The following is a 25,235-nucleotide window of genomic DNA, read 5'->3' as shown; positions in this document are numbered from 1 at the left end:
TTCATGGACCCATTCGGTCCACTCGTTCTCGGTGTGGGCCCGACGTTCGGGTTCGGGGGTGGGGTGCCAGGTGAGCAGATCCGATCCGCAGCGCAACTCGAACACGATCGGTTTCCCCGGTTCGGGGTGGATGGTGGCCCGGGCCGTGTCCTGGCCGCCTTCACGCTCGATGCGCCATTCAACGCCGGGAGCGCGCAGCACCAGGGGATCGTCGGTGCCGTGGACGCGCAGTCCGTCGTCCTCGACGACGACTCGGACCGGGGCGCGGCCGAAGTCGGGGCGCGGCGCGAACTCCACGGTGATGGGGGTGGAGCCTTCGACCACGCGGATGAGGTCGGTGCGACCGGGTTCGGTGTCCTGGGCGAGGTAGTCGGTGACCTCCAGCCGTGACCAGCGGGTGCGCACGGTCATGGTGTCGGGCACGTAGCGCTGGCCCAGGGGCATGCGCCCGTGCGCGGGGCCGATGGCGAACACCCCGGCCTCGGGTCCGCCGAGGAGCTCGGCGAACAGGGCGCCGGAGTCGGGTTCGGGGTGACAGAACCACAGCAGCCGCGCGTCCGGCCCGACCAAGGCCACGGAAGAGCGGTTCGACAGCATGGACATGCGCTCGATCGGGACCGGCCGCTCCCCCGGTTCGAGGTCGCGATGGATCTCCGGCATCGTTTCGAGTTCGGCCGCACCCTGTGTGAGCGTCATCCCGCCACCTTCCTCGTGAACTTCCCGGTGGGACGAAGCTAGGTCTGTGGAGTGCCCGAGCACATCGGGTTTCATCGGATCTTAGGAGTGGGCTAAGGAAGACTTAAGGTTCTGGGCCTCCCCCGCCACCAGGGAAAACCCTTTGCGTCGGACCGTGATCGCGTGGAAGCCTGCGGTGGCGACGCGAGCGAGTGCGTTGTAACGGTGAAGGGGAATTCGTGGGTTACGTCGACGTCAACCAGGTCTCGCACACCCTGCCCGACGGGCGGGTGCTGCTGGACGAGGTCTCGTTCCGGGTCGGCGAGGGCTCCAAGACCGCCCTGGTCGGCGCGAACGGGGCCGGTAAGAGCACCCTGCTGCGGCTGGTGCGCGGTGAGGTCGTACCGCGGTCGGGCGCGGTGACGTTGGACGGCGAGCTCGGTGTGATGCCGCAGTTCGTGGGGCACGTACGGGACGCCACCACCGTCCACGAGCTCCTGGTGTCGGTCTCCCCCACCTCGGTTCGACGAGCCCACGCGGACCTGGAGCGGGCCGAGGAGGCCATGATGCTCTCCGAGGACGAGAAGACCCAGATGCGCTACGCCGAGGCGATCGCGCGTTACGGCGACGCCGGTGGGTACGAGGCAGAGGTGGTGTGGGACCAGTGTTGTGTGGCGGCCCTGGGCGTCCCCTACACCGAGTGCCGTTGGCGTGAGGTGCGCACCCTCTCCGGAGGCGAACAGAAACGCCTGGTCATCGAGGCGTTGCTGCGTGGTCCGGCGCCGGTGTTGTTGTTGGACGAGCCGGACAACTACCTGGACGTTCCGGGCAAGCGCTGGTTGGAGGAGGCCCTGCGCGCCTCACCGAAGACCGTCCTGTTCGTCTCGCACGACCGGGAACTCCTCAGCCGGGTCCCGGATCGGATCGTCACGGTGGAACTGGGCGCCGCGGGCAACGGTGTGTGGGTGCACGGCGGATCGTTCGAGACCTACCACGAGGCCAGACGGGAACGCTTCGCCCGATTGGAGGAGCTGCGCCGCCGTTGGGACGAGGAGCACGGCAAGCTCAAGTCCCTGGTGTCGATGTACAAGCAGAAGGCCGCCTACAACTCGGACATGGCCTCCCGATACCAGTCGGCGCAGACCAGGCTGCGCCGGTTCGAGGAGGCGGGCCCGCCCCAGCGGCAACCTCGGGAGCAGAACCTGCGGATGCGGTTGCGCGGCGGCCGCACCGGCAAGCGGGCGCTGGTGTGCGAGGGCCTGGAGCTGGTGGGACTGATGCGCCCCTTCGACCTGGAGGTCTGGTACGGGGACCGGGTGGCGGTGTTGGGTTCCAACGGGTCGGGCAAGTCGCACTTCCTGCGTCTGCTGGCCGGCGGAGGCGACGACCCGGAGTCGTCACTGGTTCCCAAGGAGGAACGCGAGCGCGTCGAACCGGTGGCCCACTCGGGGCGGGCCCGGCTGGGTGCCCGGGTGCGGCCGGGATGGTTCGCGCAGACCCACGAACACCCCGAGTTCGCCGGGCGCACGCTGCTGGACATCCTGCACAACGGTGAGGGCACCCGGAGCGGGGTGCCGCGCGAGGAGGCCGGGCGGGCGTTGGACCGGTACGAGTTGGCGCTCAGCGCCGACCAGACCTTCGACACGCTCTCCGGTGGCCAGCAGGCGCGCTTCCAGGTGCTGCTGTTGGAGTTGTCGGGGACCACGATGCTGCTGTTGGACGAACCCACCGACAACCTGGACGTGGTCTCGGCCGAGGCGCTGGAGTCGGCGTTGGAGCTCTACCAGGGCACGATCCTGTCGGTCACGCACGACCGTTGGTTCGCTCGCGGCTTCGACCGGTTCGTGGTGTTCGGCGCGGACGGGAGGGTCTACGAGGCCGGGGAGCCGGTGTGGGACGAGGGCCGAGTGGAGCGCGCCCGGTAGTCGGGCGGGGTGACGGCCTGGGGTGAGGCGGGCCGGGGCGCGAGCGCGTTCTTCGTCACGTCGATTCGGGGATGAGCGGGGCCACGGAGTTCGATCCGTGGCCCCATTCGCGTGTCCGGGGCGGCGCGGGAAGGCCGGTGGGGTCGGCGATGCGAAGTATCGGTCGGGGATCCGGGGCGACCACTGACGATCACCCGGAGCCACTCGTCCACTTCGGTACGCTTTGGTGTTTTTCTCTAAGCGCCCACCCCTAATTTGCACACTTGTTCGGACCATCCGATGATTCATGGCGAGACCGCACGACTCCGGAAGGCCGCACCCAATGAAGTCCGACCCCGCCATCGGCGAGCGTCCCGAGGACGAACGTCCACCACTGCGGCTGATGATCACCTACGGCGTCCAGCACATCCTGGCCCTGTACGCCGGGGTCGTCACCCCGCCGCTGATCATGGCCGCGGCGGTGGGCCTGGACCCGGTGGAGAGCGGCCTCATCATCAGCGCGGCCCTGCTGGTCAGCGGCCTGATGACGCTCATCCAGACGCTGGGCGTGTGGCGTTTCGGCATGCGCATGCCCTTGGTCATCGGAGCCTCGTTCATCCCGGTCACCGCGATGACCGCGATCGGCGAGTCCAGCGGCCTGCCCGCGGTCTTCGGCGCCTCCATCGTCGCCGGGCTGTTCGGCGTCCTCATCGCGCCGGTGATGGCGAGTCTCATCCGCTTCTTCCCGCCGGTGGTCACCGGCAGCGTGATCACGGTCGTCGGCCTGTCCCTCATCCCGGTGGCGGTCGGTTGGATCACCGACAACTCCGAGGACAACGTCCCCACCGACACGGGTCTGTTGTTGGGCGGAGCGACCCTGCTGATCATCCTGGTGCTGTCCAAGGTGCTGCGCGGGGTGTGGGGCAGGGCCTCCATCCTGCTGGGCCTGGTGCTGGGCACCCTGCTGGCCGCCGCCCTGGGCGCGGTCGACTTCGCCGCGGTGGGCGAGAGCGCCGTCTTCTCGCTGCCCACCCCCTTCCACTTCGGGCAGCCGGAGTTCCAGGTCGCCGCGATCATCACGATGTGCATCATGATGGTCGTCATCCTGTCCGAGGGCATGGCGGACATCCTCGCCGTCAGCACGGTCGTGGGTTCCAGGGTCGACGGCCGTCGCCTGGCCGACGGGCTTCGGGCCGACGCCCTCACCGCGGTCGTGGGCCCGCTGCTCAACTCCTTCCCCGGCAGCACGTTCAGCCAGAACATCGGCCTGATCGCGCTGAACAAGGTCAAGAGCCGCTACGTGGTGGCCACCGGCGCGGTGCTGCTGGTGACGATGGGCCTGTTCCCGATCCTGGGCCGGGTCGTGGCGATGATCCCCTCCCCCGTCCTGGGCGGCGCCGGCCTGGTGCTGTTCGGTTCGGTGGCGGCGGCGGGCATCCAGACCCTCGGCAAGGTGGACTACGAGGACAATCAGAACCTGGTCATCGTGGCGGTCTCGCTCGGGTTCGGGATCCTGTCGATCGCCGCGCCCGACTTCTTCTCCGGGTTCCCGGAGTGGGCGACGATGATCCTGCACTCGGGGATCGTCACCGCCACCGCCTCCGCGCTGGTGCTCAACGTGTTCTTCAACGTGCTGGGCGGCGCCGGTCGAGCGCGCCGGGCCGAGCCCGCTCCGGCGGACTGAACCCGCTCGGCCGGGGCCGAGCTGATTCATTTCATCTCTCGTTCTAGGTGAACGCGGAATCCGCGCGGGTCGACCCATGAGGCGGTCGCGCATCTGTTCGTAGGCCAGGCGGTGCCGGTTCACGGGTCGGCAGGTGACCTGGGTGATGGTGGTGGCGATGTCGTCCTGGCCGAGCGCTTCCGGCCCGGTGAGCACGAGGTCGGTGTACGGCGGACCAGGATCGGTGCGGGGTATCGGCCGCATCGGTCCGTGCCCTCAGTCGACGGGGAAGTCCAGGTGGACCTGGGACGAGCACTCGGCAAGACAGCCGCCGATGGTGAGCTTGCCGCCGACGGGGGCGGCCGGGAAGTACAGGACCGCCTGGGTGGCGGTGCCGGCCCTCAGGGAGTACTCGCCCACGGTCTCCGCCACCCGGGTTCGGGTGCCGTCGGGTGCCGTGTAGGTGGCGCCGGGCAGGTCCAGGTCGACGTCGTCGACGGTGGTGAACTCGGCGGAGACCACCAGGGTGTCGTCGGTGATGGTCTGGTAGGCGGTGAGCAGGACGACGTCGACCCCGGCGGAACTCGCCGCGACCCCGTGCCCGCCGACCATGCGTTCTCCCGGGTCCTGACCGTCGATCCGGAACCCGGTCAGGAGATCGTCCTCCCCGACGGTGAAGTCGGTGAAGTCCGCGCAGTCGTCGGCCCCGGTGAGGCACATGCGGAAACCGTCGGGAACCGGTTCCAGGGACGCGTTGTCCAGGAGGTCGCCCGCCTCGGCCTTGGCGGCCGTCACCTGCGCGTAGTGGCGTAGGTAGGTGTGGGCGGTGGAGTCCTCCTCGGCGAGGGTGAGCCCCTCGCGCATGCCCTCGGGGTCGCTGAAACGGACCAGCGCCGTCATGTACTCGGCGGCCTCTTCGGCGTCGACGGCCCGGCCGGCCTCGACTCGGGGGGCCGGGGCCGCTCCCTGCGCGAGACCGCAGCCGGTGAGGAGCAGCAGGGCCGTGGCCACCGCCGCCGTCGTCCTTCGTGACATGTCCGCGCACCCCCTCGGATAGGACACTCGGACCATCGATCCTAGGGCGAAATGCGGATCCCTGTCTGTTTTCTACACTTATTGAAGGTTTTGTGACTGCGTCCTGGAACGCCCATGGCGTGGACCGTTGGGAAGACGGCCCACGCCTTTTCGATCACTCAGGGGCGCAACAGGACGGGGAGTTCCTTGAGGCTGTTCACCAGAATGGAGGGGTGGTTCTCCAGCTCGGAGTCGTCGACGGCGAGCTTCAGGTCCGGGAAGCGCTCGAACAGCAGCGGGAGGGCGATCTGCCCTTCCATCCGAGCAAGGTGCGAGCCCGGGCACACGTGCGGGCCGTAGCCGAAGGAGATGTGGCGACCCTTGTTCCGGGTCAGGTCGAAGGTGTCGGGGTGCGGCTCCTCGCCGTGCTCGGCGCGGTCGCGGCTGATGGCCCCGTAGGAGGTCATCAGCGCCTCGCCCTTCTTGATGGTGGTCCCGCCGATCTCGATGTCCTCGGTGGCGAAGCGGAAGACGAAATTGGAGGTGGGCGGGTCGAAGCGCAGGGTCTCCTCCACCACCGTGTCCCAGCCGACCTCACCCTTCTTGACCAGGTCGAACTGCTCGGGGTGGGCCAGCAGGGCGCGGACGGCGTTGCACAGCAGGTTGACGGTGGTCTCGTGACCGGCGGCGACCACGACCTGTAGGGTGCCGCGGACCTCCAGGTCGGTGAGGGAGTCGCCGTTCTCGCCCGCGTTGAGCAGCTCGGTCGTGAGGTCCTCGGCCGGGTTGGCGCGCTTGTGGGCGATCATGTCGTCGTAGTAGCGCTCCAGGGTCGTGTACGTGTGCATGAACTCCTCCGGCGTGGTGACCGCGCTGAAGAACTTCACGTACATGTCGCGGAGCCAGTCGTGCTCGGCGGCGTCCACGCCGTAGAGCTCACCGATCACGTTCATCGGCAGCTTGAAGGCGAACTCGCCCTTGAGGTCCAGGCGTCCTCCGTCGGCCTTGGCCTCCATGGCGTCCAGCAGATCGGTGGTGATCTCCTCCACGCGCGGGCGCAGGCGCTCGATGCTGCGCGCGGAGAACGCCTTGGCGGTGAGCAGACGCAGCCGCTTGTGCTCGGCGCCGTCGGTGCCGAGGAGGTTGGTGGGTGCGGGCGGGATGGTGCTGAGCAGCGGCCAGGCCTCGGGGATGCGACCCTGCTGGAAGTCCTCCCAGTGCGCGATGTCCTTGACCAGGCGCGAGTCGTTGAGGGCGGCGCGACCGGCATCGTGATGGGTCACGGCCCAGGCGGACACGCCTCCGGGCAGGTCCACACGGGTGATGGGGCCCGCGGCGTACAGGGCCTCGCGTTCGGCGCGCAGGTTCTTGACGTAGGGGTCCAGGGTGACTGTTCCAGAGGATCCATGCTGTACGGGGCAGGACATCAGTGTGCTCCTCGTGGGGGTGCGGGGGTGAAGGTGACCGGAAGGGACGAGACGCCGCGTACCCAAGGGGACGGTCGCCACCGGAGCTCTTGAGCGGGGACGGCGAGTTCCAGGTCGGGGAGTCGGTCCATGAGGACCTCGATGCCGGTGATCGCGATGGCCTCGGCGATCTCCTGGGCGGGGTAGGGGCAACGGTGCGCGCCGTGCGAGAACGACAGGTGGGCGTGGTTTCCGCGATCACCGGCCGCGGTGGGCGCCGAGCGCACGTCGGGGTCGTGGTTGGCGGCGGCCAACCCCAGGAGGAGCATGTCGCCGCCACGGATCGAGGTTCCACCGAGTTGTACGTCGTGTACGGCGTAGCGGGCGGCGTAGATCTGTGTGGGGGTGTCCTCCCACAGGACCTCGTTGAGGGCTTCACGGGCGCTGCTGCGCGCCCCGACCATCGAGGCCGCGAACCGGTCGTCGGTGAGCATCAGTCGCAGGGCGTTGCCCAACCACTCGCTGGTGGGTTGATTGCCACCGCCCAGGACCACGATGAGTTCGAGGATGATGTCCTCGACCGTGTACGCGGCGGGGTGGGAGAGCATGCGCGAGACCAGGTCCGGCCCGGGCTCGGCGCGCCGCCGGGTCACGATGTCGGCCATGAGACCGATCAGGGACTCTCGTGCCTTCATCGCCTCCGGACCGCCGTCGATCATCGTGGTCATGACCTCGGCGAGGTGGTCGCCACCGGCGTCGTCGAGACCGTAGATCCACCCCAGGGCCTGGGCGGGAAGCCGGGCCGTGTAGGCGGTGCGCAGGTCCACGCCGTCGGAGGCGCAGAATCCGTCGATGAGCCGGTCGGCCATGCGGGTGACGTTGGCGCGCAGCTCGTGCGCGTCCACCGCCGCCAGGGCGTCGTTGACCGCACCGGATCGACGCCGGTGTTCGGCGCCCTCGGAGTACAGGATGGTGGGGCTGCGCATGACCAGGGGGTTCAGCGGCCAGTCGGTCGGGATCAGGTCCCAGGAGTTCCACCGTTCGGAACTGCGTTGGAACACGTCGGTCTCGGTGAGGACCTGGTGGAGTTCCCGGTAGCCGACGACCAGCCACGCGGGGACGTCGCCCTCCATGGTCACCGGGACCACCGGGCCGTATTCGGCGCGCATGGCCCGGTACAGGCTTGCCGGGTCGGTCTGGAACTCGGGGCCGTGCAGTGGCACACGGCCTTCGACGATCGGGCAGCCGCTCATCGTCGGCCCTCCTTCACCAGGGTGCGGACGTGTTCGACCAGGGCGATGAGGACCCGCTTGGCCGAGTCCCGATCGCGGGCGTCACAGCGCAGCAGGGGCACGGCCGGGTCCAGGTCCAGGGCTGCGCGCACGTCCTCCAGGGGGTGGTCGGCCTCGCCGAAGTCGTTGTGCGCCACCACGAACGGGGTGCCTTGGGCCTCCAGGCGGTCGATGGCGTAGAAACAGTCCTCCAGGCGGCGTGTGTCCACCAGGACCACCGCGCCCAGGGCGCCGGAGAACAGGCGGTCCCACAGGAACCAGAAGCGTTGCTGGCCGGGGGCGCCGAACAGGTACAGGACCGAGGTGGCGTCCATGGTGATGCGCCCGAAGTCGAAGGCGACGGTGGTGGTGCCCTTGGCCTCGACCCCGTGGAGGTCGTCCACCGAGGCGCCCGCGCTGGTCATGGTCTCTTCGGTGGTCAGGGGCCTGATCTCACTGACCGAACGCACCATGGTGGTCTTGCCGACCCCGAAGCCGCCGACCACGGCGAGCTTCAGGGCCTGGGCGGCACCGGCGGGAAGCGGGGTGTCCGGGACGTCGAGGGTTCCGTCGGCGAGTGCGGGTTCAGAGGTCGTGGAGTGCAACGAGCACCTTCTCCAACACGTCCGGGGAGGTGAGCGGATGCGCCGGTGAGGGCGCGGGGGTCGGGTGTCGCGCGGTCACACGACCGGTGTCGATGAGGTCGGTGAGCAGGATGCGCACGACCGTCAGGGGCAGGCCCAGGTGCGCGGCGATCTCGACCACCGCCAGCGGGCTCGTGCACAGGCGCAGGATGTGGGCGTGCTCGGACTGCATCCCGGGGGCGGGCTCGCTCTCGGCCACGATGAGGGTCACCGCGTCCAAGGTGTCGTCGACGCCGCCGCTGCGCCCGGAGGTGATGACGTAGAGCCGGTCCGGGCCTTCCTGACGCGGCGAGGGGCTCACGCGGTCCCGGCCCGGGCGGGGCTGGACAGGTATTCGCCCAGCTGCTCGACCAATTCGCTCATGTTGTGCCCGACCAGCCCGGGGTCGGCCTCCTCGGAGGTGATGACGGCCAGGTGGGCGCCCTGGCCCGCCTCCACGATGAACAGCAGACCGCCGTAGAACTCGGCCATGGCCTGGCGCACTCCACCTCCGCCGTTGCCGAACTCCTTGGAGGCGCCGTGGGCGAGGCTCTGGAGCCCGGCGGCGATCGCGGCGAGGTGGTCGGCGCTGTCCGTGCTCAGACCGGAGTCGTGGCACAGCTTGAGTCCGTCGCGCGAGAGCACGAGGGAGTGGCGGGTGCCGGGGGTGCGTTCGAGGAGGCCTTCGAGCAGCCAGGTGAGCTTGTCGAGATCCATCAGGTGTCCTTGGATGAGTCGGCCGGGCCGCGTACGGCGGAGCGGAACGCGCCGAACCCCTTCGGCGAGGTGGAGGGGCCGGTGTCCGCGGGGGCGCCGCTGTCGGTGGGTGCGGCGGTCCGGGTGCGTTCGACGGCGGCGAGGGTCCGGCCGCGTCGACGCTGGGGCAATCCGTTCGCGAGCCGGGTCTCGGGCTCGTCGGTGGGGGACGGTTCGTCGGAATCCGTCGACGTGGCGGGAACGTGGGAGGGGGTCGTTTCGGTGGTCTCTTGGACGCGGGTGTTCGGCGCCGGGCCCGTCGGCGCCGGCAGTGATTTGATGAGGCGCTGCGGCAGCAGCAGGACCACCGCGGTACCGCCGCGGGAGGAGGAACGGTAGGCGATCGACAACCCATATCGTTGGGCGATCCTGCCGACGACCGCCAGTCCCAGGCGGGTTCCGGAGATGGTGGTGATGTCCGAGGCGCTCTCGACCATCCGACGGGCGCGGCGCAGGGCCTCGTCGCCCATGACCAGACCACCGTCCTCGACCATGATGGCCACCCCTGCCTGGACCTCCTCCACGTGGACGTGGACCTCGGCGGTGGGCGGGGAGAACTTGGCGGCGTTGTCGAGCAGTTCGGCCAGGGCGTGGATGACCCCTTCGGCGGCGAACCCGGCCACGGCCAGTCTGGAGACGCTGTGGGTGCGTACCCGTCGGTAGGCTCCGATGCGGCCCATGGCGCCGCGCAGGATGCTCTCCATCGGGATGGAGCGACTCCAGCGGCGGCCGGAGCGGGCACCGGTCAGGACGGCGATGCCGTCGGCCATGCGACCGGCCTGCGCGGTGGTGTGGTCCAGGTGCATGAGGTCGCCGAGGATCTCGTCCCCGCCTCCGGCGTCACCGTGCCGTTCCTGCATCGCGCGCAGGTCGGCGAGCATGGTGGTGGTCAGCGCCTGGACCCGGCCGGCCGCCGTGGCGCAGGCGGCCATCGCGGCGGAGCGACGGCGTTCGGCGGCGTAGATCTCGGTGGCGGCCAGTCGCAGCGCCTCGGAGGTGCCCGGGTCCTCCGGGAGGGTGACGCGGTGCAGGGCGGTCTCGGCGGAGTCGCCCTGGCGCAGGTGTTCGACCACTCGCGGCAATGTCCGCGAGCCGAGTGCGGTGGTCTCGGCCCGTACCCGTTCCACCTCGGCGCGCAGGGTCTCGACGCGGCGGTCCCGTGCGGCCAGAAGCAGCGCGAGGACGACCCCGAGAACGATGGCGAGCGCGCCGGCGGCGAGGACGGACGTCCGTGCCTCGGGGTGGGCCTCCCACAGGGCCCAACCCCATACCGGAAGCGAGGGGGCCAGGAGCAGGAGCCACCGCGGTGCGGTGGAACGCGACGGTGATACGCCGTCGTGGGGGATATCAGCGGTCATACGGCTCCGTCGTCACTCTTTGTGCATGTCGCGGGACACGTTCGAGGGAACCCGCGATCCACGTGCGAAGATGCGCGAAAAAGGCCGGAGAAACAACAATAAACCGGCCTTTCAGACACACAGCGAGTAAACCTACCACTCAGCCGGACCGACGCCTATGCCACGGGAATGCACAATGAATTACCCGAAACCGGATTCGTGGGTCTGTTGACCACAGAGGAAGCCTGCGCACCACCGCCCCCGTCAATGCCGGGGCCGAGCGCCCTCCGAGCATTGTGCGAAACCCGATCACACCCGACTTGAACTGCGCCTCGTCTCCGCAAGTACCGTTCGTCGATAACGGACGCACGGGCGACCCGACCTCGACTCGAGGTCCGGTGCCCGCGTCGCTGCGCGGAGCCGTCGACATTCACCCCTAGAGTGGCACGGATCACAATCGGCGAGAGGGCCGGCCGAGCCGGTCCCCCGACGCCCGCGGGCTTCCCGCATCCACCGAAGAGGTTCGACCCGTGACAGTCGGGGAATCTTGACGTGGACCGACGCGTTACACCCCGCGAGACCGCACGAGCGCCTGGAGGCACCCACACGATGGCCGAGCGAGCACTTCGCGGCACCCGGCTCGGGGCGACGAGCTACGAGAACGACCGCAACACCGACCTGGCTCCCCGGCAGGAAGTCACCTATGACTGCACCCGGGGCCACCGCTTCTCGGTCACCTTCGCGACCGAGGCGGAGATCCCCGCCGAATGGGAATGCCGCTTCTGCGGCGACCGCGCCCTACGCCGAGACGGCAATGGCGAGGAGCCCAAGAACACCAAGCCGGTGCGCACGCACTGGGACATGCTGCTCGAACGACGCAGCATGGAGGACCTCGAAGAGGTTCTCGCCGAACGCCTGGAACTGCTCCGCGCCCGCCGCCGCGAAGAGGCGGCCAAGGTGGAGGAGATCGCCAAGCAGCGACAGAGCGCCTGACACGACGCCACGGGGGCGGTGGACCGATGGACCACCGCCCCCGTCGTGTTCGTCTCCACCCCTGCTCGCCTAGCCCTGGTCACCGAAGGGGTCGCCGGTCCTGCCCATCAGGTCCTTGACCGACCCGATCACCCGAGTGGGCCGGTACGGGAACTCGTCGGCGGTGTCCCGCCCGGAGATACCCGTCAGCACCAGCACCGTCTGTAGGCCGGCTTCGAGACCACTGAGCACGTCGGTGTCCATCCGGTCACCGACCATGAGGGTGTTCTCCGAGTGCGCGCCGATCCGACGCAGCGCCGAACGCATCATCAGCGGGTTGGGTTTGCCCACGAAGTAGGGTCGGCGTCCGGTGGCCTTCTCGATGAGCGCCGCGACCGCGCCGGTGGCGGGCAACGGCCCCTCGGCGCTGGGCCCGGTCTCGTCGGGGTTGGTGGCGATGAACCGGGCACCGTTGCGCACCAGACGGATCGCCCGCGTGATGGCCTCGAAGCTGTAGGTGCGGGTCTCCCCCAGCACCACGTAGTCGGGGTCGCGTTCGGTCATCACGTAGCCGACGTTGTGCAGCGCGGTGGTCAGACCGGACTCACCCACGACGTAGGCCGAACCGCCGGGCCGCTGCGTCTGCAGGAACTGGGCGGTGGCGAGCGCCGAGGTCCAGATCGACTCCTCCGGGATGTCCAACCCCGAGTTGAGCAGTCGGGCCCGCAGGTCGCGCGGGGTGTAGATGGAGTTGTTCGTCAACACCATGAACGGGGTCCCCTGCTCCCGCAACTCGGCTATGAGCGTGTCGGCCCCGGGGATCAGGTGCTCCTCGCGTACCAGCACGCCGTCCATGTCGAAAAGGTAGTTCCACTCGTTGCTCACAAGCACCATTGTGCCGGTGTCCGGCGGTGGAACACCATTCCTACTCCCCGGTAACGAACTTTGGACGGCTTGATGCTGCTCACACAGGTGGCCAGGGGACGGAGGGCCAGTCGGGAGCGGGGTAGGGGTGGATGCGGTGGTGGACGAGCAGGTCCACCCGGGCGCGGACCGCGTAGACCTCCGGACCGCTCAGGTGTCGGTCCAGTTCCTTCGAGAGCGGATCCTCTGCGTCACGCAACCGGGTGCTCAACCGGGTCAGGGCTTCCAGGGCCTCCTCGGTGAGGGGCCGTCCCTGCCACTGCCACAGCACGGTGCGCAATTTGTAGTCCTCGGCGAAGGACACCCCGTGGTCACAGCCGTACAGGTGTCCGCCCGGACCGGGCAGCAGGTGGCCGATCTTGCGATCGGAGTTGTTGATCACCGTGTCCAGCACGGCCATCCGGCGCAGCCCCTGATGTTCGGTGCGTCTTGACAGTTCGACCAGGTCGACGGTGGTGTCACCGTGCACCCACAACTGGACCATGCCCTCGCCGTAGGGACCGTCACGGTGCACGGTCGGCGGCACCACGGACCATCCCAGGGCCTCGGAGACCGCGTAGGCGGACACCTCGCGACCGGCCAGGGTGCCGTCGGGGAAGTCCCACAGGGGCCGCTCTCCCGCCACCGGTTTGTACACACAGGCCGCCGAACGGTCACCGTCGGAGATCGTGCAGTACAGGGTGGCGTTGGAGGCCGCGGTCAGGCGGCCCCGCACGGTCAGGTCGCCCTTACGGAGCAGGTCGACGCCTTCGGCGGGGCCGATCCCGTCGAAGTCGGCGGGCGACGGCCCGCCCTCGGTGGTGTCGTCGGCGTGCACGGCTCAGACGAGCCGGTCCGGGCGATAGCCGTTCTGGCGAGCGCAGATGTGACCGGCGGGGTCCAGCGGACGACCGCACAGGGGGCAGTCGGGACGCCCGGCGGAGACCACCTTCAGGGCGCGGCCCGCGAACGAGCGCGCCTCACCGGGGGTGAGGTAGACGCGCAGGACGTCACGGTGGGCCGGGGCCTCCTCGGCGAAGACCTCCAGCTCCTCCTCTTCGTCGTCGTCCTCGACGAGTTCTTCGGGACCGGACTCATCGAGCTCTTGGGCCTCGATGATCACGCGGGCCGCCTCGGCGTCCCAGGCCAGGGCCAGGGTGCCCACTCGAAAGTCCTGCTCGATGGGCTGTTCCAAGGGACCTTCGTCCTCGGGAGCGGTCTCGTCACCGGGTGGGGCGCCGAAACGGCGGCGCACCTCCTCCAGCAGTTCCTCGATGCGGGCCGCCAGGGCCTCCACCTGAGCCTTCTCCAACACGACGCTGGTTATACGACCCTCACCCACCGCTTGGAGGAAGAAGGTGCGCTCCCCAGGCTGTCCCACGGTCCCCGCGATGAACCGTTCCGGTGGGTTGAACTGAAAGACGGGCATGGTTGCCACCTTACGGGATATCGGTGACACGGGACGATTCGCCCGTGAGGGGCCCGCTCACCCGGTGGCGGGTGTCCCGGCACCGCCGCCCACGGGTGCGTCGCCCTTGGTCTCGGCCGCGGTGGGCAGCACTCCGGCCAGGGGACGTCCGGTGTCGTTGAGCCCGTTGAGGAAGGGGCGGGTGCGCGTGTAGGTGATGGAGGTGACCGAGCAGGGGTCCACCCGCACCCGCTGGAACAGGTCCAGGTGGATGCCGAGTGCGTCGGCGACGATCGCCTTGATGACGTCGCCGTGGCTGCACACCACGTACACGGGCGGGTCCTGGGTGGCTTCCCGGGTGAGTCGGGTGTTCCAGTCGCGTACGGCCTCCACGGCGCGGGCGGAGGCCGCGGCGAGAGACTCTCCGCCGGGAAAGCGCGCGGCGCTGGGGTGGTCCTGCACGACCCGCCACAGGGGTTCGGTGGCCAGGTCGGTGAGGGAGCGCCCGGTCCAGCTGCCGTAGTCGCACTCCAGGAAGCGTTCGTCCAGGGTGAGGGGGACACCGAGCCGCCGGGCCAGGGCTCGCGCGGTCTCCTCGCAGCGTTCGAGGGGGCTGGAGACCAGGGCCGAGGGGCTGAGCCCCTCCAGGCGGTCGGCGAGGCGGGCGGCCTGGTCACGGCCGGTGTCGTTGAGGTGTACCCCCGGAGCCCGGCCGGCCAGACGTGGGCCGGTGGCGTCGGTCATCCCGTGCCGTACGAGTAGGAGGGTGACCGCTTCGGGGGTGGGCGGGGTTTCCTTGGTCTGCGCCGATGTCGCCATGACCACAGACTATGTTCCACCATCGAGGGTTGCCCGTTCGGGCACCGTCAGGCCCTGTTCTTTGGCAGACCCGGGGAGGTGCCGGCGGTGGGATAGCACGTTTTTCCGCTATCACACCAAAGGTGTCGAAGGGTCCTGGCTCCCGGGCGCACGAACATGCCGAAGCTAAACGGAGGCACCGAACGATAGCGCCGGAACCGGCCGCGCACGGTGGCCGGTCCCGGCCCTTGTCAGCCGATCCCGGCTCCGCCCTCCGGGGCGAGCACGTTGAAGAAGACCAGGACCAGGATGAGCACACCCAGGGCGATGCGGTAGTACACGAACGGCATGAAGCTGTGCGTGCTGATGAACTTCATCAGCCAGGCGATGACGATGTAGCCGATCACGAACGCCACGATGGTGCCGACGATGGTGGCGCCCCACCCCGCGTACTCGTCGCCGCCGATGTCGAGCATCTTGTACAGCCCGGAGGCGAACACCGCGGGCAGGGCGAGCAGGAACGCGAACTCGGCGGCGGCCGGCCGGCTGAAGCCCAGCAGTCGGCCACCGGTGATGGTGGCGCCCGAGCGGGAGACGCCCGGGATGAGCGCGAGTGTCTGGAACAGACCGAAGGTCAGACCGCGCTTGAGGTTCAGGTCCTCGATCTCGTGCTGACGGCGCGCGAGGTGGTCGACGACGCCGAGGATGATGCCGAAGATGATGAGGTTGAGGGCGATCAGGCGCAGGTCGCGGAAGACCCCCTCGATCTGGTCCTCCAAGAGCAGGCCCAGCACACCGATCGGGATGGTGCCGATGATGATGTACCAGCCCATGCGGGCGTTGATGTCACCGCGCAGTTCCCGGTCGAAGAGGGCCCGACACCAGACGGAGATGATCGCCCAGATGCGCTTGCGGAAGTAGAGGATCACCGCGAGCTCGGTACCGATCTGGCTCACGGCGGTGAACGCCGCACCCGGGTCGGGCCAGTTGAAGAACGCCGCGAAGACACGCAGGTGGGCGCTGGAGGAGATGGGTAGGAACTCGGTGAGTCCTTGGATGAGGCCGAGAACGACCGCCTCGAAGATGGACACGCGGTTCGGTCTTTCGTTTTCAGGGCTGGCCCAAAGAAGGGCTCGGGCACATTCTTGTGTGGGGAGCGGTCGCCTGGGGCCGCGTCACACGTCACTCGTCGCACCTCGGCCCCGGACCGGACTGTGATGACGGTACGCAGCCAAGGTGTACCCCCGACCTACGTTCGGTCAACCACCGATGTCCGGCGACCCACGAGAACCTGTCCGGAACATCACGCCTTGGTGGTGCGGTCTCCTCGTCACTGGTGAGAGGGTCCGTCCGAAACCGGCCGGGCACCCCCGTCGACAGAGGGACAGGGTAATCTCCGCCGCATGGAACAGCGACAGGTGGGCAGATCAGGACTCTGGGTGTCTCGTACCGCTCTGGGCACGATGACCTGGGGGAAGGACACCTCCGAGGAGGAGGCCGGGCAGCAGCTCACCGCGTTCGCGGACGCGGGCGGCACGCTCGTGGACACGGCCGACATCTATACGGGGGGACAGAGCGAACGCATCCTGGGCCGTCTGCTGCGCGGGGCGGTGCGGCGCGAGGACGTCGTCGTGGCCACCAAGAGCGGCCACACCCCCGAGGGGTACCGGCCGGTGGACGCCTCCCGAAGGCACTTACTGGCGTCGCTGGACGCCTCCTTGCGACGACTTCAGACCGATTACGTGGACCTGTGGCAGCTGCACGTGTTCGACCCGCACACCCCGCCGGAGGAGACACTGTCGGCGATGGAGGCCGCCGTGGCCGCCGGCAAGGCCCGCTACGTGGGTACCGGGAACCTGGAGGCCTGGCAGTTCGCGACCCTGGCGACCTGGCAGCGCGCCCGCTCGGGACGGGTCCCCCTGGTGAGCGCCGGCACGGAGTACTCGCTGCTCAACCGGTCCGCCGACCACTCCCTGCGACCGGCGGCCGCGGCAAGCGACGCCCATCTGATCGCCTGGTCTCCGCTGGGGCGCGGCGTGCTCAGCGCCAAGTACCGCAACGGGGTGCCCTCGGACTCTCGGGCGGCCTTCCCGCACATGGCGCCCTACGTCGAGCCCTACCTGGACGACCGCAGCCGTCGGGTGGTGGAGTCGGTGTGCACCGCGGCGGAGGGTCTGGGCGTGTCTCCACTCGCGGTGGCGTTGAGCTGGGCGCGCGACCAGGGCGGCGTCGCTTCCGCCGTCGTGGGGCCGCGCACCCTGCCCCAACTGGAGGAGATCCTCTCGGTGGAGAGCGTGGAGCTGCCGCCCAAGATCAGGGACGCGCTGGACGACGCCACCGCCGGCCCCGGACGCTGATCGACCGCCCGGTCGGCCCGGCCGCTCGGCCAGGTCAGTCGGCCAGGGGCGGGATCGGGAAGTTGTGGTCGAAGACCCGTTCCGGGTCGTATCGGGACTTGATCGCGCGCAGCCGACCCAGGGTGGGCTCGGGGAAGGCCTGGGCCAGGACCTCGGGCCCGGTGCGTGTGTCGAAGCTCAGGTACATGCCCTGGAGTTCGCCCTCCAGCGCCGTCCAACGCGAGTCCAACCGACCGGCGTGCCGACCGAGCGCGGCCACCGAGAAGTTCGCCGAACGGTGGGCGTAGGCGGTGGCGTCGCGCGCGACGTCGTTGACAACCCCACCGACCTGGCGGAACTGGGTGAAGTAGGAATCCCCTGAGGCGACCATCCCCGCGAGGATCTCGGCGCTGGTGTCGGTGATGGTGCCCACCAGCCCGGAACGGGAGACGGGGACGCCGGCTCCCTGGTGCGGACCCTGGTGCGGGACCAGCAGCGCCGGGTAGGGCGCGAGCTGCGCGCGCTGGTCCAGGACCGGGCCGGCCTTCAGGAAGGGTTCGAGCGCGGTGACGGCCGCGTCGGTGTCGTCGTCCGCGTACACCACCATCGCCTGCGCGATCGGCCCTTGGCCCGCGCGCCCCGTACCCAGGGTGAGGAACGCGGTGACCTCGCGCGGCGCGGCGGTGGCGATCTCCCCCCAGGTGCGAAGGAACGCGGCGGTGGCCGCGGCGTCGTAGGCGAATTGTCCCAGCACCACGGTGTCCACGTGGGCGGCCTCGATCTCCACGGAGGTGACCACGCCCATGTTCGCGCCGGCACCGCGGACCGCCCAGAACAGGTCGGGATGGTGGTCGGCGTCCACACGCAGGAGTCGACCATCGGCGGTGACCAGCTCGACGGCGACGACGTTGTCGATGGTGAGTCCGTGGGAGCGGGACATGTAGCCGACGCCGCCGGTGGTGGCGATGCCGCCCACGCCCACTCCCCCGTGGTCGCCGGAGCTGATGGCGAGCCCGTGCGCGCCGAGCCGCTCGGCGACGTCGCCCCAGCGGGCGCCGGCGCCCAGCCGCACCAGGCCGGACTCGGAGTCGAGGACCTCGATCCCGTCCATCCGACCCAGGTCGACGATCACGCCGCCGTCGCTGGTGGAGGCGCCGCTGATCCCGTGCCCGCCGGAGCGCACGTTGAGGGTCGCTTCCTGCTCACGGGCGTAGGCCAGGGCCTCGGCGACCTGGGCGGGCTCGTCGGGGCGTAGGACCAGGCCGGGCCGTCCCTTTTGCATGTAGCCGTGGCGCACGCCCCGGTAGTCCTTGTCGCCGGGTTCGACCGCGCCCTCGCGCAGGGACTCGGGCACGCCTTCGTAGTCGATGCCGGAGCGACGGGCACCGAGCGCGGCGGCGGTCCTGGCCGGCCCGGTGGGGGTTCCGGCGGTGACGCGTTCACGGTCCACCGCCTCGCGCAGGGCGGGGGCCACCTCCGCGCCGAAGATCTCGATGGTGCGCGGGTCGTCGGTGCCCAGGATGAAGGTGGCCACACCGTTCTCGACCGCCAAGGGCAGGAGCTGCTCGACCCACTGTTCGGGCGGGCCCTGTAGGAAACCGCGGTCGACGGGCGAGAACGCGGCTCCGGAGAGGTTGAGCAGGCGTCGGATCTGTCGAGGGTGGCGTCCGGCGGCCTCGGCGGCGTCGTCGATGATCCGGTTGGACTCGGGCAGGTCGGCCGGGTCGAGGTAGCCCAGGCTCGGCAGCCAGCCGTCGGCCTTGGCGCCGACCAGGCGGAGCATGCGGGGTTTGTAGGCGCCCAGCCAGATGCCGATGTCGTGGTGGGGGCGGGGGCCGCGCTTCATTCCGTGGACGGAGTGGTGCTCGCCCTGGGTGCGCACTCCGCCGCGGGCGTCGGCGTCCCATACCTCGCGGATGAGGTCGATGGCCTCGGTGAGGGCCTCCACCGACTGTCCGGGGGTGCGGCGCGGACCACCCATGGCGTGGATGCCGTCCCAGAAGGCGCCCGCCCCCAGGCCGAGTTCGAAGCGCCCCTTGGAGAGCAGGTCCAGGCTGGCGGCGGCGCGGGCCAGGACGGCCGGGGGACGAAGGGGCAGGTTGAGGACGTTGCCCGCCACGCGCAAGCGTTCGGTGCGGGCGGCGACCCAGCTCAGCAAGGTCCAGGTGTCGAGGAAACCGGGGTTGTAGGGGTGGTCCTGGAAGCTCGCCAGGTCCAGGCCGGCGGCCTCGGTCGCTTCGGCCAGCCCGACCGCGCGTTCGGGGTCCTGGGCGGTCGGCGTGATGAAGGTGCCGAACTCCAGGCGGTGTCCGTAGTCGGTCATGGCTTCTCCTCGGGCGCGACGTGACCTGAGTCGTTTGTGGGACAAACGATGGTCCTTCCAACATATCTGACGGACAAACTGTTCCTGGTATCGTGAGCCCATGAGCGCCAGCACTTCGGAGGACCTCCCCGGGCCCGACCTCGGTTGGTCGCTGGCCGTCCTGCTCCGCCGCTGGCACGAACACGTCGAGCAGGCCTTGGCCGACCTGCCGCACGGCAGCCGTGGGTTCCACGTGCTCACCACGGTCGCCGCGGGCGAGCCCCCCACCCAGGCCGCCCTCGCCGAAAGACTCCTCATCGACCGCAGCGTCATGACCTATCTGCTCGACGACCTGGAGGCCGCCGACCTGGTCCGGCGCCGGGTCGACTCCAAGGACCGACGGGTGCGCCGGGTGTGCCCCACCGACCACGGACTCTCCGTGCTGGGACGGGCCGAGGAACTGGTCGCGCACGTGGAGGAGCGCATGCTGGGCGGGCTTCCCCCAACGCAGCGCGAACTCTTCCGGTCCTCCGCCGCGACCGCCGCGGACGCGATCCGGCTCAGCGCCCCCGAGACCGACCCCTGCGAGGCGGTCCTTCGCGTGGTCTCTCCGGACGTGGAGACCAGTCGACCGGCCTCCGATCAGGCCTGAACACCGCTTCCCCGAATGTCAAGGGCTGTGGCCGGGCCCGGCCGACCCCGCACCGGATCGTCGCCGTGAGTCGATAGGCTCACCCGGAAACCATCCACCACCTGACGAGGGGAACCGGTGTCCGAGGCCGTCGAGAAGGTCAGTGCCGTCCTTGACCGGATGGGCGCCCCGCGCGCCCTCGCACCGCGTCTGGTGTCCGAGCTGGGCCCGCAGCCCGCCGCCGCGTTGGACGCCGACCCATGGCTGTTGCTGCGCGTGCCGGGTGTGACCCGGGAGCAGGCCGACTACTGTGCCCGCAAGCACCTGGGCGACGGCGCCCGGCCCGACGACCCGCGCCGGTTGTCCGCGCTGGTGCGGCACACCCTGCGCACCGCCGCGAACCGCGGACACACCGCGGTGGAGGAGAAGCGTCTGGCCACGGTGGTCGGCAAGCTGGGCGTATCCGCGCCCATGGCGGCACTGGAGGCCGCCCTCGGCTCCGAGCAGGCGGCGCTGTTCGAGAGCACCGACGAGTCCGACGACGACTTCGACTTCACCGAGGGCGGCGTCCCCGACCTGCCCGACCCCGAACGCTTCTACGCCCTGCCCGACCTCGGGCACTCCGAACAACGTCTGGGCACCCACCTGGCCCGACTGATCGGCGCGAACGATCCGGTGATGGACTCGCTGACCGCCGCCGAGACCGTGGAGGCGGCGGCCGAGCGCGGCGGATTCGACCTGTCGGAGCAGACCCGCGAGGCGCTGGTGACGGTGGCGTTGCGCCCGGTCACCGTGGTGCGACACGGTCCCGGCGACCACGCCGAAACGGCCCGTGCCCTGCACGCCCTGGCCGCGATCGCCGCCGAGAGCGGCGTGGGCATGGCCCTGGTCGCCCCCACCGCCCAGACCGCGGCGGCCGTCAACGCCGACCTGGACCGGGTGAACGAGGCGGTGGCGGACGAGGAAGAGCCGCTTCGCGTCCTCTCCCTGGCCACACTGCTGGATCGGGCACCGGTCGAGGCGGGCCTCGTGGTCCTGTGCGAGTCCATGTCGATGGGCACCGCGCGGATGGCCGAGCTGGCGTCGGCGTGCGCCGACGGAGCGCATCTGGTGTTGCTCGCCGACCTCGACCAGGCGCCTTCGGCCACCCCCGGTCGTGTGGTGATCGACGTGGCCGCCTCACGTACCGCGCACGTGACCGCCCTGGCCGACGAGGCCTCTCCCGGTCCGCTCGGGGTGCTGGCCACTTCGGTGGCCGCGGGCGAGTGGACCGAGGTGGAGGCGCCCGGCCGCGAAGTGGTGCGGGTCCCGGCCTCCTCCGCGGAGGAGGCCGCTCACCGGGTGACGCAGCTGCTCACCGACTCCATCCCGCGCGCCCTGGGCATCGCCGTCGAGGACGTGCAGGTGGTGACCGCCCGCGAGGACGGCCCGGCGGGGGCGCGTACGCTCAACGCCGCCTGCAAGGAACTGTTGAACCCCGGCCAGGGCGCACACGGTGGTTTCGATCCCGGCGACCGGGTGCTGATCACCGCCGCCGGCCCGGGTCACGGTCCGGGCGACACGGGATACCTGCGCGAGTTCGACGACGGCGCCGTGGTGGAGCTGTCCGACGGCTCCCGGGTGAAGGTCGCCGACCCCTCCGCGCTGCGCCACGGCTGGGCGCTCACCGTGGCGGCCGCGCACGGGGGTCGATGGCCCGCGGTGGTGACGGTGTTCCCACCCCAGGTTCCGGTGTCGCGGCCCCAGGTGTACACGGCGTTGACCCGCGCCGTGCGGCACGTGTCGGTGGTGGACGCCACCGACGGCGCGTTGGAGAGCGGTGTGCGCGAGAACCTGACCCCCGAACGCACCACGAGGCTGGTCCAGATCCTGCGCGAGGGTTGATCGGGACGTGTGTCGCGCTCGGGGCCGCGACGGCGGTTCCGGTCAGACCCGGTCGAGGAACCCGCCGTCCACGACCAGGTTCTGACCGGTGACGTAGGTGGCTGCGGGGCTCGCCAGGAAGGCCACCGAACGAGCGATCTCCTCGGGGCGGCCCAGGCGCCCGGTGGGGACGCGTTCGCGGATGCTCTCGTAGAACTCCGGGTCGTTCTCACGGCGTCGTTCCCAACCGCCGCCGGGGAACTCGGTGGGTCCCGGGGAGACCACGTTGACACGCAGGCCCTTGGGCGCCCACTCACGGGCCAGCGAGGAGGCGTGGTGGTTGAGCGCCGCCTTGACCGCCCCGTAGGAGCGTGCCCCGGCCGGGCGGGTGACGTGCAGCGCGGAGGTGGTGGAGACCAACACCACCGATCCACCTCTCTCGGAGCGCAGCAGGTGGGGCTTGGCGGCCTCGGTCAGGCGCACGAACGGCATGAGGTCGGCGTCGAAGCCGCGTTGCCACTGATCGGGGGTGGGCGCGCTGCCACCGGAGACGTTGGAGACAAGCACGTCCAGGCCACCGAGCGCGGTGGCCGCGTCCTCGACGAAGACGGGCAGCGCGTCGTGGTCGGTCACGTCCAGGGCCCGGGTGAAGACCTCGGCCCCGGTCTCACCCAGTTCACGGGCGGCCCGGTCCAACGGTTCGGGGGTACGTGCGCACAGGGCCAGGTCGGCGCCCTCCTCGGCGAACACCTGGGCGATGGCACGGCCGATCCCCCTGCTCGCCCCGGTCACCACGACCCTGGCCCCCGACAGTCCCAGATCCATGTCCCACCTTCTCCGCTCGGCTCGGCCGCCCCGATGCTACAAGGCGGGCGGCGCGATCACGCGCCGCCCGTCCCCGTCTGTGCTTCGTGTCAGGCCCCGGTGGAGTGGAAACCACCGTCGACGTGCACGGTCTCGCCGGTGGTGGCGGGGAACCAGTCGGACAGCAGCGCCACGACCGCCTTGGCCGCGGGCTCGGGGTCCTTGACGTCCCAGCCGAGCGGGGCGCGCTCGGGCCAGTGCGCGGCCAGTTCGTCGAACCCGGGGATGCTGCGGGCGGCCATGGTGCTCAGCGGGCCGGCGGAGACCAGGTTGACCCGTACCTTCTTGTCCCCCACGTACCGGGCGAGGTAGCGGGCGGTGGAGGACAGCGCGGACTTGGCCACGCCCATCCAGTCGTAGACGGGGTAGGAGACACTGTTGTCGAAGTCGAGGGCGACCACCGATCCACCCCGGCCCATGAGTGGCAACAGGGACGTGGTGAGCGACTTCAGGGAGAAGGTGGAGGTGTGCATCGCCTGGGCGACGTCGCTCCACCCGGTGTTGAGGAAGTTGCCGCCCAGGGCGTCCTGCGGGGTGAAGCCGATGGAGTGGACGACGCCGTCGATGCCGTCGACGTGTTCACCGACCCGGTCGGCCAGGGTCGCGAGGTGTTCGTCGTCGGTGACGTCCAGTTCCAGGACCGGGGCTTCCTGGGGCAGGCGCTTGGCGATGCGCCGAACCAGGCCCAGGCGTCCGTAGCCGGTGAGGACGACGGTGGCGCCCTGTTCCTGGGCCAGGCGGGCGACGTGGAAGGCGATGGAGGAGTCGGTGAGCACCCCGGTGACGAGGATGCGTTTGCCGTCGAGGATTCCCATGGCGGTCCGTTCTTCGTGGTGCCGGTCGGTCAGTGGCCCATGCCGAGGCCGCCGTCGACCGGGATGACGGCGCCGGTGATGTAGCCGCCGCCGGGGCCGGCGAGGAAGGTGACCGTCTTGGCGATGTCGTCGGTGCCGCCGAAGCGGCCCAGGGGGACGTTCTTCTTGATCTCGGCCTGGCGGTCCTCGGGCAGGGCCGCGGTCATGTCGGTCTCGATGAAGCCGGGGGCGATGACGTTGACGGTGATGTTGCGCGAACCGAGTTCGCGTGCCAGGGAACGCCCGAAGCCGACGAGGCCGGCCTTGGACGCGGAGTAGTTGGCCTGACCGGCCGAACCGAGCAGGCCCACCACGGAGGAGATGAGGACGACCCGGCCGAAGCGCTTGCGCATCATGCCGCGCACGGCACGCTTGGCGACGCGGAAGGCACCGGTGAGGTTGGTGTCCAGGACCGAGGAGAAGTCGTCCTCGCTCATCAGGGCCAGGAGCTGGTCCTTGTTGGCGCCGGCGTTGGCGACGAGGACCTCCACCGGGCCGTGGGCCTCCTCGACCTCCTTGAAGGCGGAGTCGATCTGGGCGGAGTCGGTGATGTCGCAACGCACGCCCAGCAGTCCCTCCGGGGGTTCGCCGGAACGGTAGGTCACCGCGACCTTGTCACCGTTCGCCGCCAGTTCACGGGCGATGGCCAGACCGATTCCGCGGTTGCCGCCGGTGACCAGTACCGAACGCGACATAGGGGCTCCTCATACTTTGGTGGCCTGAACAGCCACGACGTGTGTTGCTCGGGCGGGGATCGCCTTGCAGCGTACCGAGCTACCGGCCGGTAGCCGCAACCGAGGGCAAAGGTGTGATCAGCGACGAACCGTCACAAAACACGCGGACTGTGATAGGGGCGACTCGTCCGGTGATCTCAAACGATCGTCAGGCCCAACCTGCGTCATGGGCGAGGATGGCCGCCTGGACCCGGTTGGACATCTCCAGCTTGGCCAGAATGCGACTCACGTGCGCCTTGACGGTGGTCTCCCGCATGCCCAGGGCCCGCCCCGCCTCGGCGTTGGACTTGCCCTCGGCCACCGCGACCAGCACCTGCCGTTCGCGTTCGCTGAGCACCGACAACCGGCTCAGGGCGTCCTGTCGTCCGGCCGCGGATTCGGCGGGCGCGGGCGAGGCGAAACGTTCGAGCATGCGTTTGGTCACGCTGGGTGAGAGCATGGCGTGCCCGTCATCGACTGTGCGCACCGCGGCGATGAGGTCCCGCGGCGGGGTGTCCTTGAGCAGGAACCCCACCGCCCCGGCACGCAACGCGCTGTGCACGTACTCGTCCAGGTCGAAGGTGGTCAACAACACCACCCGAGGTGGCTCGGGCAGGGACGTGATGCGTTCGGCGGCGGCCAACCCGTCGGTTCCGGCCATCCTGATGTCCAGCAGGACCACGTCGGGACGCAATTCCTCGGTCAGGCTCACGGCCTCCTCGCCGTCGCCGCCCTCCCCGACCACCTCGATGTCGGGGGCGGACTCCAGGATCATCCGCAGTCCGGAACGGACCAGGATCTCGTCATCGACCAGGATCGTGCGGATCACCCTTGGTGCCCTCTTCCTCTGTCTTGCGGTTCCAACGCCTCGTGCGGGGCGGACTCGGTGGTCCCCTCCCTCGGCAAGATAGCGCGCAGGTGCCATCCGCCGTCGGGGCGGGG

24 protein-coding genes are annotated in these 25,235 nt (G+C 69.9%); 6 read left to right on the top strand and 18 right to left on the bottom strand.

Annotation, left to right across the window (positions count from 1 at the left end; all coding sequences use genetic code 11):
- On the bottom strand, positions 1 to 696 hold a 696-nt coding region (locus NLI01S_RS23420), incomplete at its 3' end, for a trehalase-like domain-containing protein (protein ID WP_223809355.1).
- 218 nt (positions 697 to 914) lie between these two features.
- Here NLI01S_RS23420 and NLI01S_RS23415 point away from each other — a divergent pair.
- Both NLI01S_RS23415 and NLI01S_RS23410 read left to right on the top strand, forming a co-directional pair.
- A complete protein-coding gene (locus NLI01S_RS23415; protein ID WP_067608622.1) occupies positions 915 to 2,600 on the top strand; it encodes an ABC-F family ATP-binding cassette domain-containing protein in 1,686 nt (561 codons plus the stop codon).
- 322 nt (positions 2,601 to 2,922) lie between these two features.
- The gene (locus NLI01S_RS23410; RefSeq protein WP_223809354.1) at positions 2,923 to 4,263 is read left to right on the top strand and encodes a nucleobase:cation symporter-2 family protein; all 1,341 of its coding nucleotides are present in this window, start codon (positions 2,923 to 2,925) and stop codon (positions 4,261 to 4,263) included.
- A 255-nt stretch (positions 4,264 to 4,518) separates the two neighbouring features.
- Here NLI01S_RS23410 and NLI01S_RS23405 read toward each other — a convergent pair whose 3' ends face one another.
- The 7 genes from NLI01S_RS23405 to NLI01S_RS23375 all read right to left on the bottom strand — a co-directional run bounded on the left by NLI01S_RS23405 (position 4,519) and on the right by NLI01S_RS23375 (position 10,670).
- Positions 4,519 to 5,277 carry a hypothetical protein gene (locus NLI01S_RS23405; protein WP_067608616.1) on the bottom strand — a complete coding sequence of 253 codons (759 nt, stop codon included), beginning with the start codon at positions 5,275 to 5,277 and terminating at the stop codon, positions 4,519 to 4,521.
- A gap of 158 nt (positions 5,278 to 5,435) precedes the next feature.
- Positions 5,436 to 6,683: a cytochrome P450 family protein gene (locus NLI01S_RS23400; RefSeq protein WP_067608614.1), complete on the bottom strand. Its 1,248-nt coding sequence runs from the start codon at positions 6,681 to 6,683 to the stop codon at positions 5,436 to 5,438.
- The gene (locus NLI01S_RS23395; protein ID WP_067608611.1) at positions 6,683 to 7,915 is read right to left on the bottom strand and encodes a cytochrome P450; all 1,233 of its coding nucleotides are present in this window, start codon (positions 7,913 to 7,915) and stop codon (positions 6,683 to 6,685) included. Before NLI01S_RS23395 ends, NLI01S_RS23400 begins: the two co-directional genes overlap by 1 nt.
- Positions 7,912 to 8,538, bottom strand: a complete 627-nt coding sequence (locus NLI01S_RS23390) for a GTP-binding protein (RefSeq protein WP_067608609.1) — start codon at positions 8,536 to 8,538, stop codon at positions 7,912 to 7,914. Before NLI01S_RS23390 ends, NLI01S_RS23395 begins: the two co-directional genes overlap by 4 nt.
- Entirely contained in the window at positions 8,519 to 8,878 is a 360-nt protein-coding gene (locus NLI01S_RS23385; RefSeq protein ID WP_067608607.1) for a DUF742 domain-containing protein, read from the bottom strand. Before NLI01S_RS23385 ends, NLI01S_RS23390 begins: the two co-directional genes overlap by 20 nt.
- Positions 8,875 to 9,273 carry a roadblock/LC7 domain-containing protein gene (locus NLI01S_RS23380; protein ID WP_067608604.1) on the bottom strand — a complete coding sequence of 133 codons (399 nt, stop codon included), beginning with the start codon at positions 9,271 to 9,273 and terminating at the stop codon, positions 8,875 to 8,877. Before NLI01S_RS23380 ends, NLI01S_RS23385 begins: the two co-directional genes overlap by 4 nt.
- Complete coding sequence (locus NLI01S_RS23375; RefSeq protein ID WP_084392835.1) at positions 9,273 to 10,670, bottom strand: ATP-binding protein; 1,398 nt, start codon at positions 10,668 to 10,670, stop codon at positions 9,273 to 9,275. The genes NLI01S_RS23380 and NLI01S_RS23375 overlap by 1 nt, the downstream gene beginning before the upstream one ends.
- A 588-nt stretch (positions 10,671 to 11,258) precedes the next feature.
- On the opposite strand from NLI01S_RS23375, the gene NLI01S_RS23370 reads away from it, so the two are divergent.
- Positions 11,259 to 11,642: an RNA polymerase-binding protein RbpA gene (locus NLI01S_RS23370; protein WP_067608601.1), complete on the top strand. Its 384-nt coding sequence runs from the start codon at positions 11,259 to 11,261 to the stop codon at positions 11,640 to 11,642.
- 69 nt (positions 11,643 to 11,711) lie between these two features.
- On the opposite strand, the gene NLI01S_RS23365 is transcribed toward NLI01S_RS23370, so the two are convergent.
- The 5 genes from NLI01S_RS23365 to NLI01S_RS23345 all read right to left on the bottom strand — a co-directional run bounded on the left by NLI01S_RS23365 (position 11,712) and on the right by NLI01S_RS23345 (position 15,821).
- A complete protein-coding gene (locus NLI01S_RS23365; RefSeq protein WP_067608598.1) occupies positions 11,712 to 12,515 on the bottom strand; it encodes an HAD-IIA family hydrolase in 804 nt (267 codons plus the stop codon).
- Positions 12,516 to 12,585: 70 nt separating this feature from the next.
- On the bottom strand, positions 12,586 to 13,362 hold the full coding sequence (locus tag NLI01S_RS23360) for an SCO1664 family protein (protein WP_084392833.1): 777 nt from the start codon (positions 13,360 to 13,362) through the stop codon (positions 12,586 to 12,588).
- 3 nt (positions 13,363 to 13,365) lie between these two features.
- Complete coding sequence (locus NLI01S_RS23355; RefSeq protein WP_067608595.1) at positions 13,366 to 13,953, bottom strand: DUF3090 domain-containing protein; 588 nt, start codon at positions 13,951 to 13,953, stop codon at positions 13,366 to 13,368.
- A 57-nt stretch (positions 13,954 to 14,010) separates the two neighbouring features.
- Positions 14,011 to 14,751 (bottom strand): MSMEG_4193 family putative phosphomutase, encoded by a 741-nt coding sequence (locus NLI01S_RS23350; RefSeq protein WP_067608625.1) that lies wholly within the window; start codon positions 14,749 to 14,751, stop codon positions 14,011 to 14,013.
- A 230-nt stretch (positions 14,752 to 14,981) separates the two neighbouring features.
- On the bottom strand, positions 14,982 to 15,821 hold the full coding sequence (locus tag NLI01S_RS23345) for an undecaprenyl-diphosphate phosphatase (protein WP_067608592.1): 840 nt from the start codon (positions 15,819 to 15,821) through the stop codon (positions 14,982 to 14,984).
- A gap of 312 nt (positions 15,822 to 16,133) precedes the next feature.
- On the opposite strand from NLI01S_RS23345, the gene NLI01S_RS23340 reads away from it, so the two are divergent.
- The gene (locus NLI01S_RS23340) at positions 16,134 to 17,087 is read left to right on the top strand and encodes an aldo/keto reductase (RefSeq protein WP_190318567.1); all 954 of its coding nucleotides are present in this window, start codon (positions 16,134 to 16,136) and stop codon (positions 17,085 to 17,087) included.
- A gap of 34 nt (positions 17,088 to 17,121) precedes the next feature.
- Here the strand turns inward: NLI01S_RS23340 and NLI01S_RS23335 are convergent, their stop codons facing one another.
- Positions 17,122 to 19,389: an LLM class flavin-dependent oxidoreductase gene (locus tag NLI01S_RS23335; protein WP_067608585.1), complete on the bottom strand. Its 2,268-nt coding sequence runs from the start codon at positions 19,387 to 19,389 to the stop codon at positions 17,122 to 17,124.
- A gap of 100 nt (positions 19,390 to 19,489) precedes the next feature.
- Here NLI01S_RS23335 and NLI01S_RS23330 point away from each other — a divergent pair, with 100 nt between their 5' ends.
- Complete coding sequence (locus NLI01S_RS23330) at positions 19,490 to 20,020, top strand: MarR family winged helix-turn-helix transcriptional regulator (RefSeq protein ID WP_067608582.1); 531 nt, start codon at positions 19,490 to 19,492, stop codon at positions 20,018 to 20,020.
- Positions 20,021 to 20,137: 117 nt separating this feature from the next.
- On the top strand, positions 20,138 to 21,883 hold the full coding sequence (locus tag NLI01S_RS23325) for a helix-hairpin-helix domain-containing protein (RefSeq protein WP_067608579.1): 1,746 nt from the start codon (positions 20,138 to 20,140) through the stop codon (positions 21,881 to 21,883).
- A gap of 42 nt (positions 21,884 to 21,925) precedes the next feature.
- On the opposite strand, the gene NLI01S_RS23320 is transcribed toward NLI01S_RS23325, so the two are convergent.
- The 4 genes from NLI01S_RS23320 to NLI01S_RS23305 all read right to left on the bottom strand — a co-directional run bounded on the left by NLI01S_RS23320 (position 21,926) and on the right by NLI01S_RS23305 (position 25,122).
- Positions 21,926 to 22,687 (bottom strand): SDR family NAD(P)-dependent oxidoreductase, encoded by a 762-nt coding sequence (locus NLI01S_RS23320; RefSeq protein ID WP_067608576.1) that lies wholly within the window; start codon positions 22,685 to 22,687, stop codon positions 21,926 to 21,928.
- 89 nt (positions 22,688 to 22,776) lie between these two features.
- Positions 22,777 to 23,541: an enoyl-ACP reductase FabI gene (gene fabI, locus NLI01S_RS23315; protein ID WP_067608573.1), complete on the bottom strand. Its 765-nt coding sequence runs from the start codon at positions 23,539 to 23,541 to the stop codon at positions 22,777 to 22,779.
- A 29-nt stretch (positions 23,542 to 23,570) separates the two neighbouring features.
- Entirely contained in the window at positions 23,571 to 24,275 is a 705-nt protein-coding gene (fabG, locus tag NLI01S_RS23310) for a 3-oxoacyl-ACP reductase FabG (protein WP_067608570.1), read from the bottom strand.
- Between the two features lie 187 nt (positions 24,276 to 24,462).
- Positions 24,463 to 25,122 carry a response regulator gene (locus tag NLI01S_RS23305; protein ID WP_067608567.1) on the bottom strand — a complete coding sequence of 220 codons (660 nt, stop codon included), beginning with the start codon at positions 25,120 to 25,122 and terminating at the stop codon, positions 24,463 to 24,465.
- Between the last annotated feature and the right edge of the window lie 113 nt (positions 25,123 to 25,235).

This window comes from Nocardiopsis listeri NBRC 13360, from assembly GCF_001570765.1.
Classification (GTDB): Bacteria; Actinomycetota; Actinomycetes; order Streptosporangiales; family Streptosporangiaceae; genus Nocardiopsis; species Nocardiopsis listeri.
Note: the sequence above shows the minus strand (reverse complement) of the source record. Positions and strands in the feature narration are given on the sequence as shown.

What these genes read in the sequence shown, in the direction of transcription:
- NLI01S_RS23395 (WP_067608611.1), bottom strand. Translation starts at nt 7,915, where the DNA reads ATGAGCGGCTGCCCGATCGTCGAAGGCCGTGTGCCACTGCACGGCCCC.
- NLI01S_RS23350 (WP_067608625.1), bottom strand. Translation starts at nt 14,751, where the DNA reads ATGGCGACATCGGCGCAGACCAAGGAAACCCCGCCCACCCCCGAAGCG.
- NLI01S_RS23410 (WP_223809354.1), top strand. Translation starts at nt 2,923, where the DNA reads ATGAAGTCCGACCCCGCCATCGGCGAGCGTCCCGAGGACGAACGTCCA.
- NLI01S_RS23340 (WP_190318567.1), top strand. Translation starts at nt 16,134, where the DNA reads ATGGAACAGCGACAGGTGGGCAGATCAGGACTCTGGGTGTCTCGTACC.
- NLI01S_RS23335 (WP_067608585.1), bottom strand. Translation starts at nt 19,389, where the DNA reads ATGACCGACTACGGACACCGCCTGGAGTTCGGCACCTTCATCACGCCG.
- NLI01S_RS23365 (WP_067608598.1), bottom strand. Translation starts at nt 12,515, where the DNA reads ATGGTGCTTGTGAGCAACGAGTGGAACTACCTTTTCGACATGGACGGC.
- NLI01S_RS23370 (WP_067608601.1), top strand. Translation starts at nt 11,259, where the DNA reads ATGGCCGAGCGAGCACTTCGCGGCACCCGGCTCGGGGCGACGAGCTAC.
- NLI01S_RS23375 (WP_084392835.1), bottom strand. Translation starts at nt 10,670, where the DNA reads ATGACCGCTGATATCCCCCACGACGGCGTATCACCGTCGCGTTCCACC.
- NLI01S_RS23330 (WP_067608582.1), top strand. Translation starts at nt 19,490, where the DNA reads ATGAGCGCCAGCACTTCGGAGGACCTCCCCGGGCCCGACCTCGGTTGG.
- fabI (WP_067608573.1), bottom strand. Translation starts at nt 23,541, where the DNA reads ATGGGAATCCTCGACGGCAAACGCATCCTCGTCACCGGGGTGCTCACC.
- fabG (WP_067608570.1), bottom strand. Translation starts at nt 24,275, where the DNA reads ATGTCGCGTTCGGTACTGGTCACCGGCGGCAACCGCGGAATCGGTCTG.
- NLI01S_RS23355 (WP_067608595.1), bottom strand. Translation starts at nt 13,953, where the DNA reads ATGCCCGTCTTTCAGTTCAACCCACCGGAACGGTTCATCGCGGGGACC.
- NLI01S_RS23320 (WP_067608576.1), bottom strand. Translation starts at nt 22,687, where the DNA reads ATGGATCTGGGACTGTCGGGGGCCAGGGTCGTGGTGACCGGGGCGAGC.
- NLI01S_RS23400 (WP_067608614.1), bottom strand. Translation starts at nt 6,683, where the DNA reads ATGTCCTGCCCCGTACAGCATGGATCCTCTGGAACAGTCACCCTGGAC.
- NLI01S_RS23380 (WP_067608604.1), bottom strand. Translation starts at nt 9,273, where the DNA reads ATGGATCTCGACAAGCTCACCTGGCTGCTCGAAGGCCTCCTCGAACGC.
- NLI01S_RS23405 (WP_067608616.1), bottom strand. Translation starts at nt 5,277, where the DNA reads ATGTCACGAAGGACGACGGCGGCGGTGGCCACGGCCCTGCTGCTCCTC.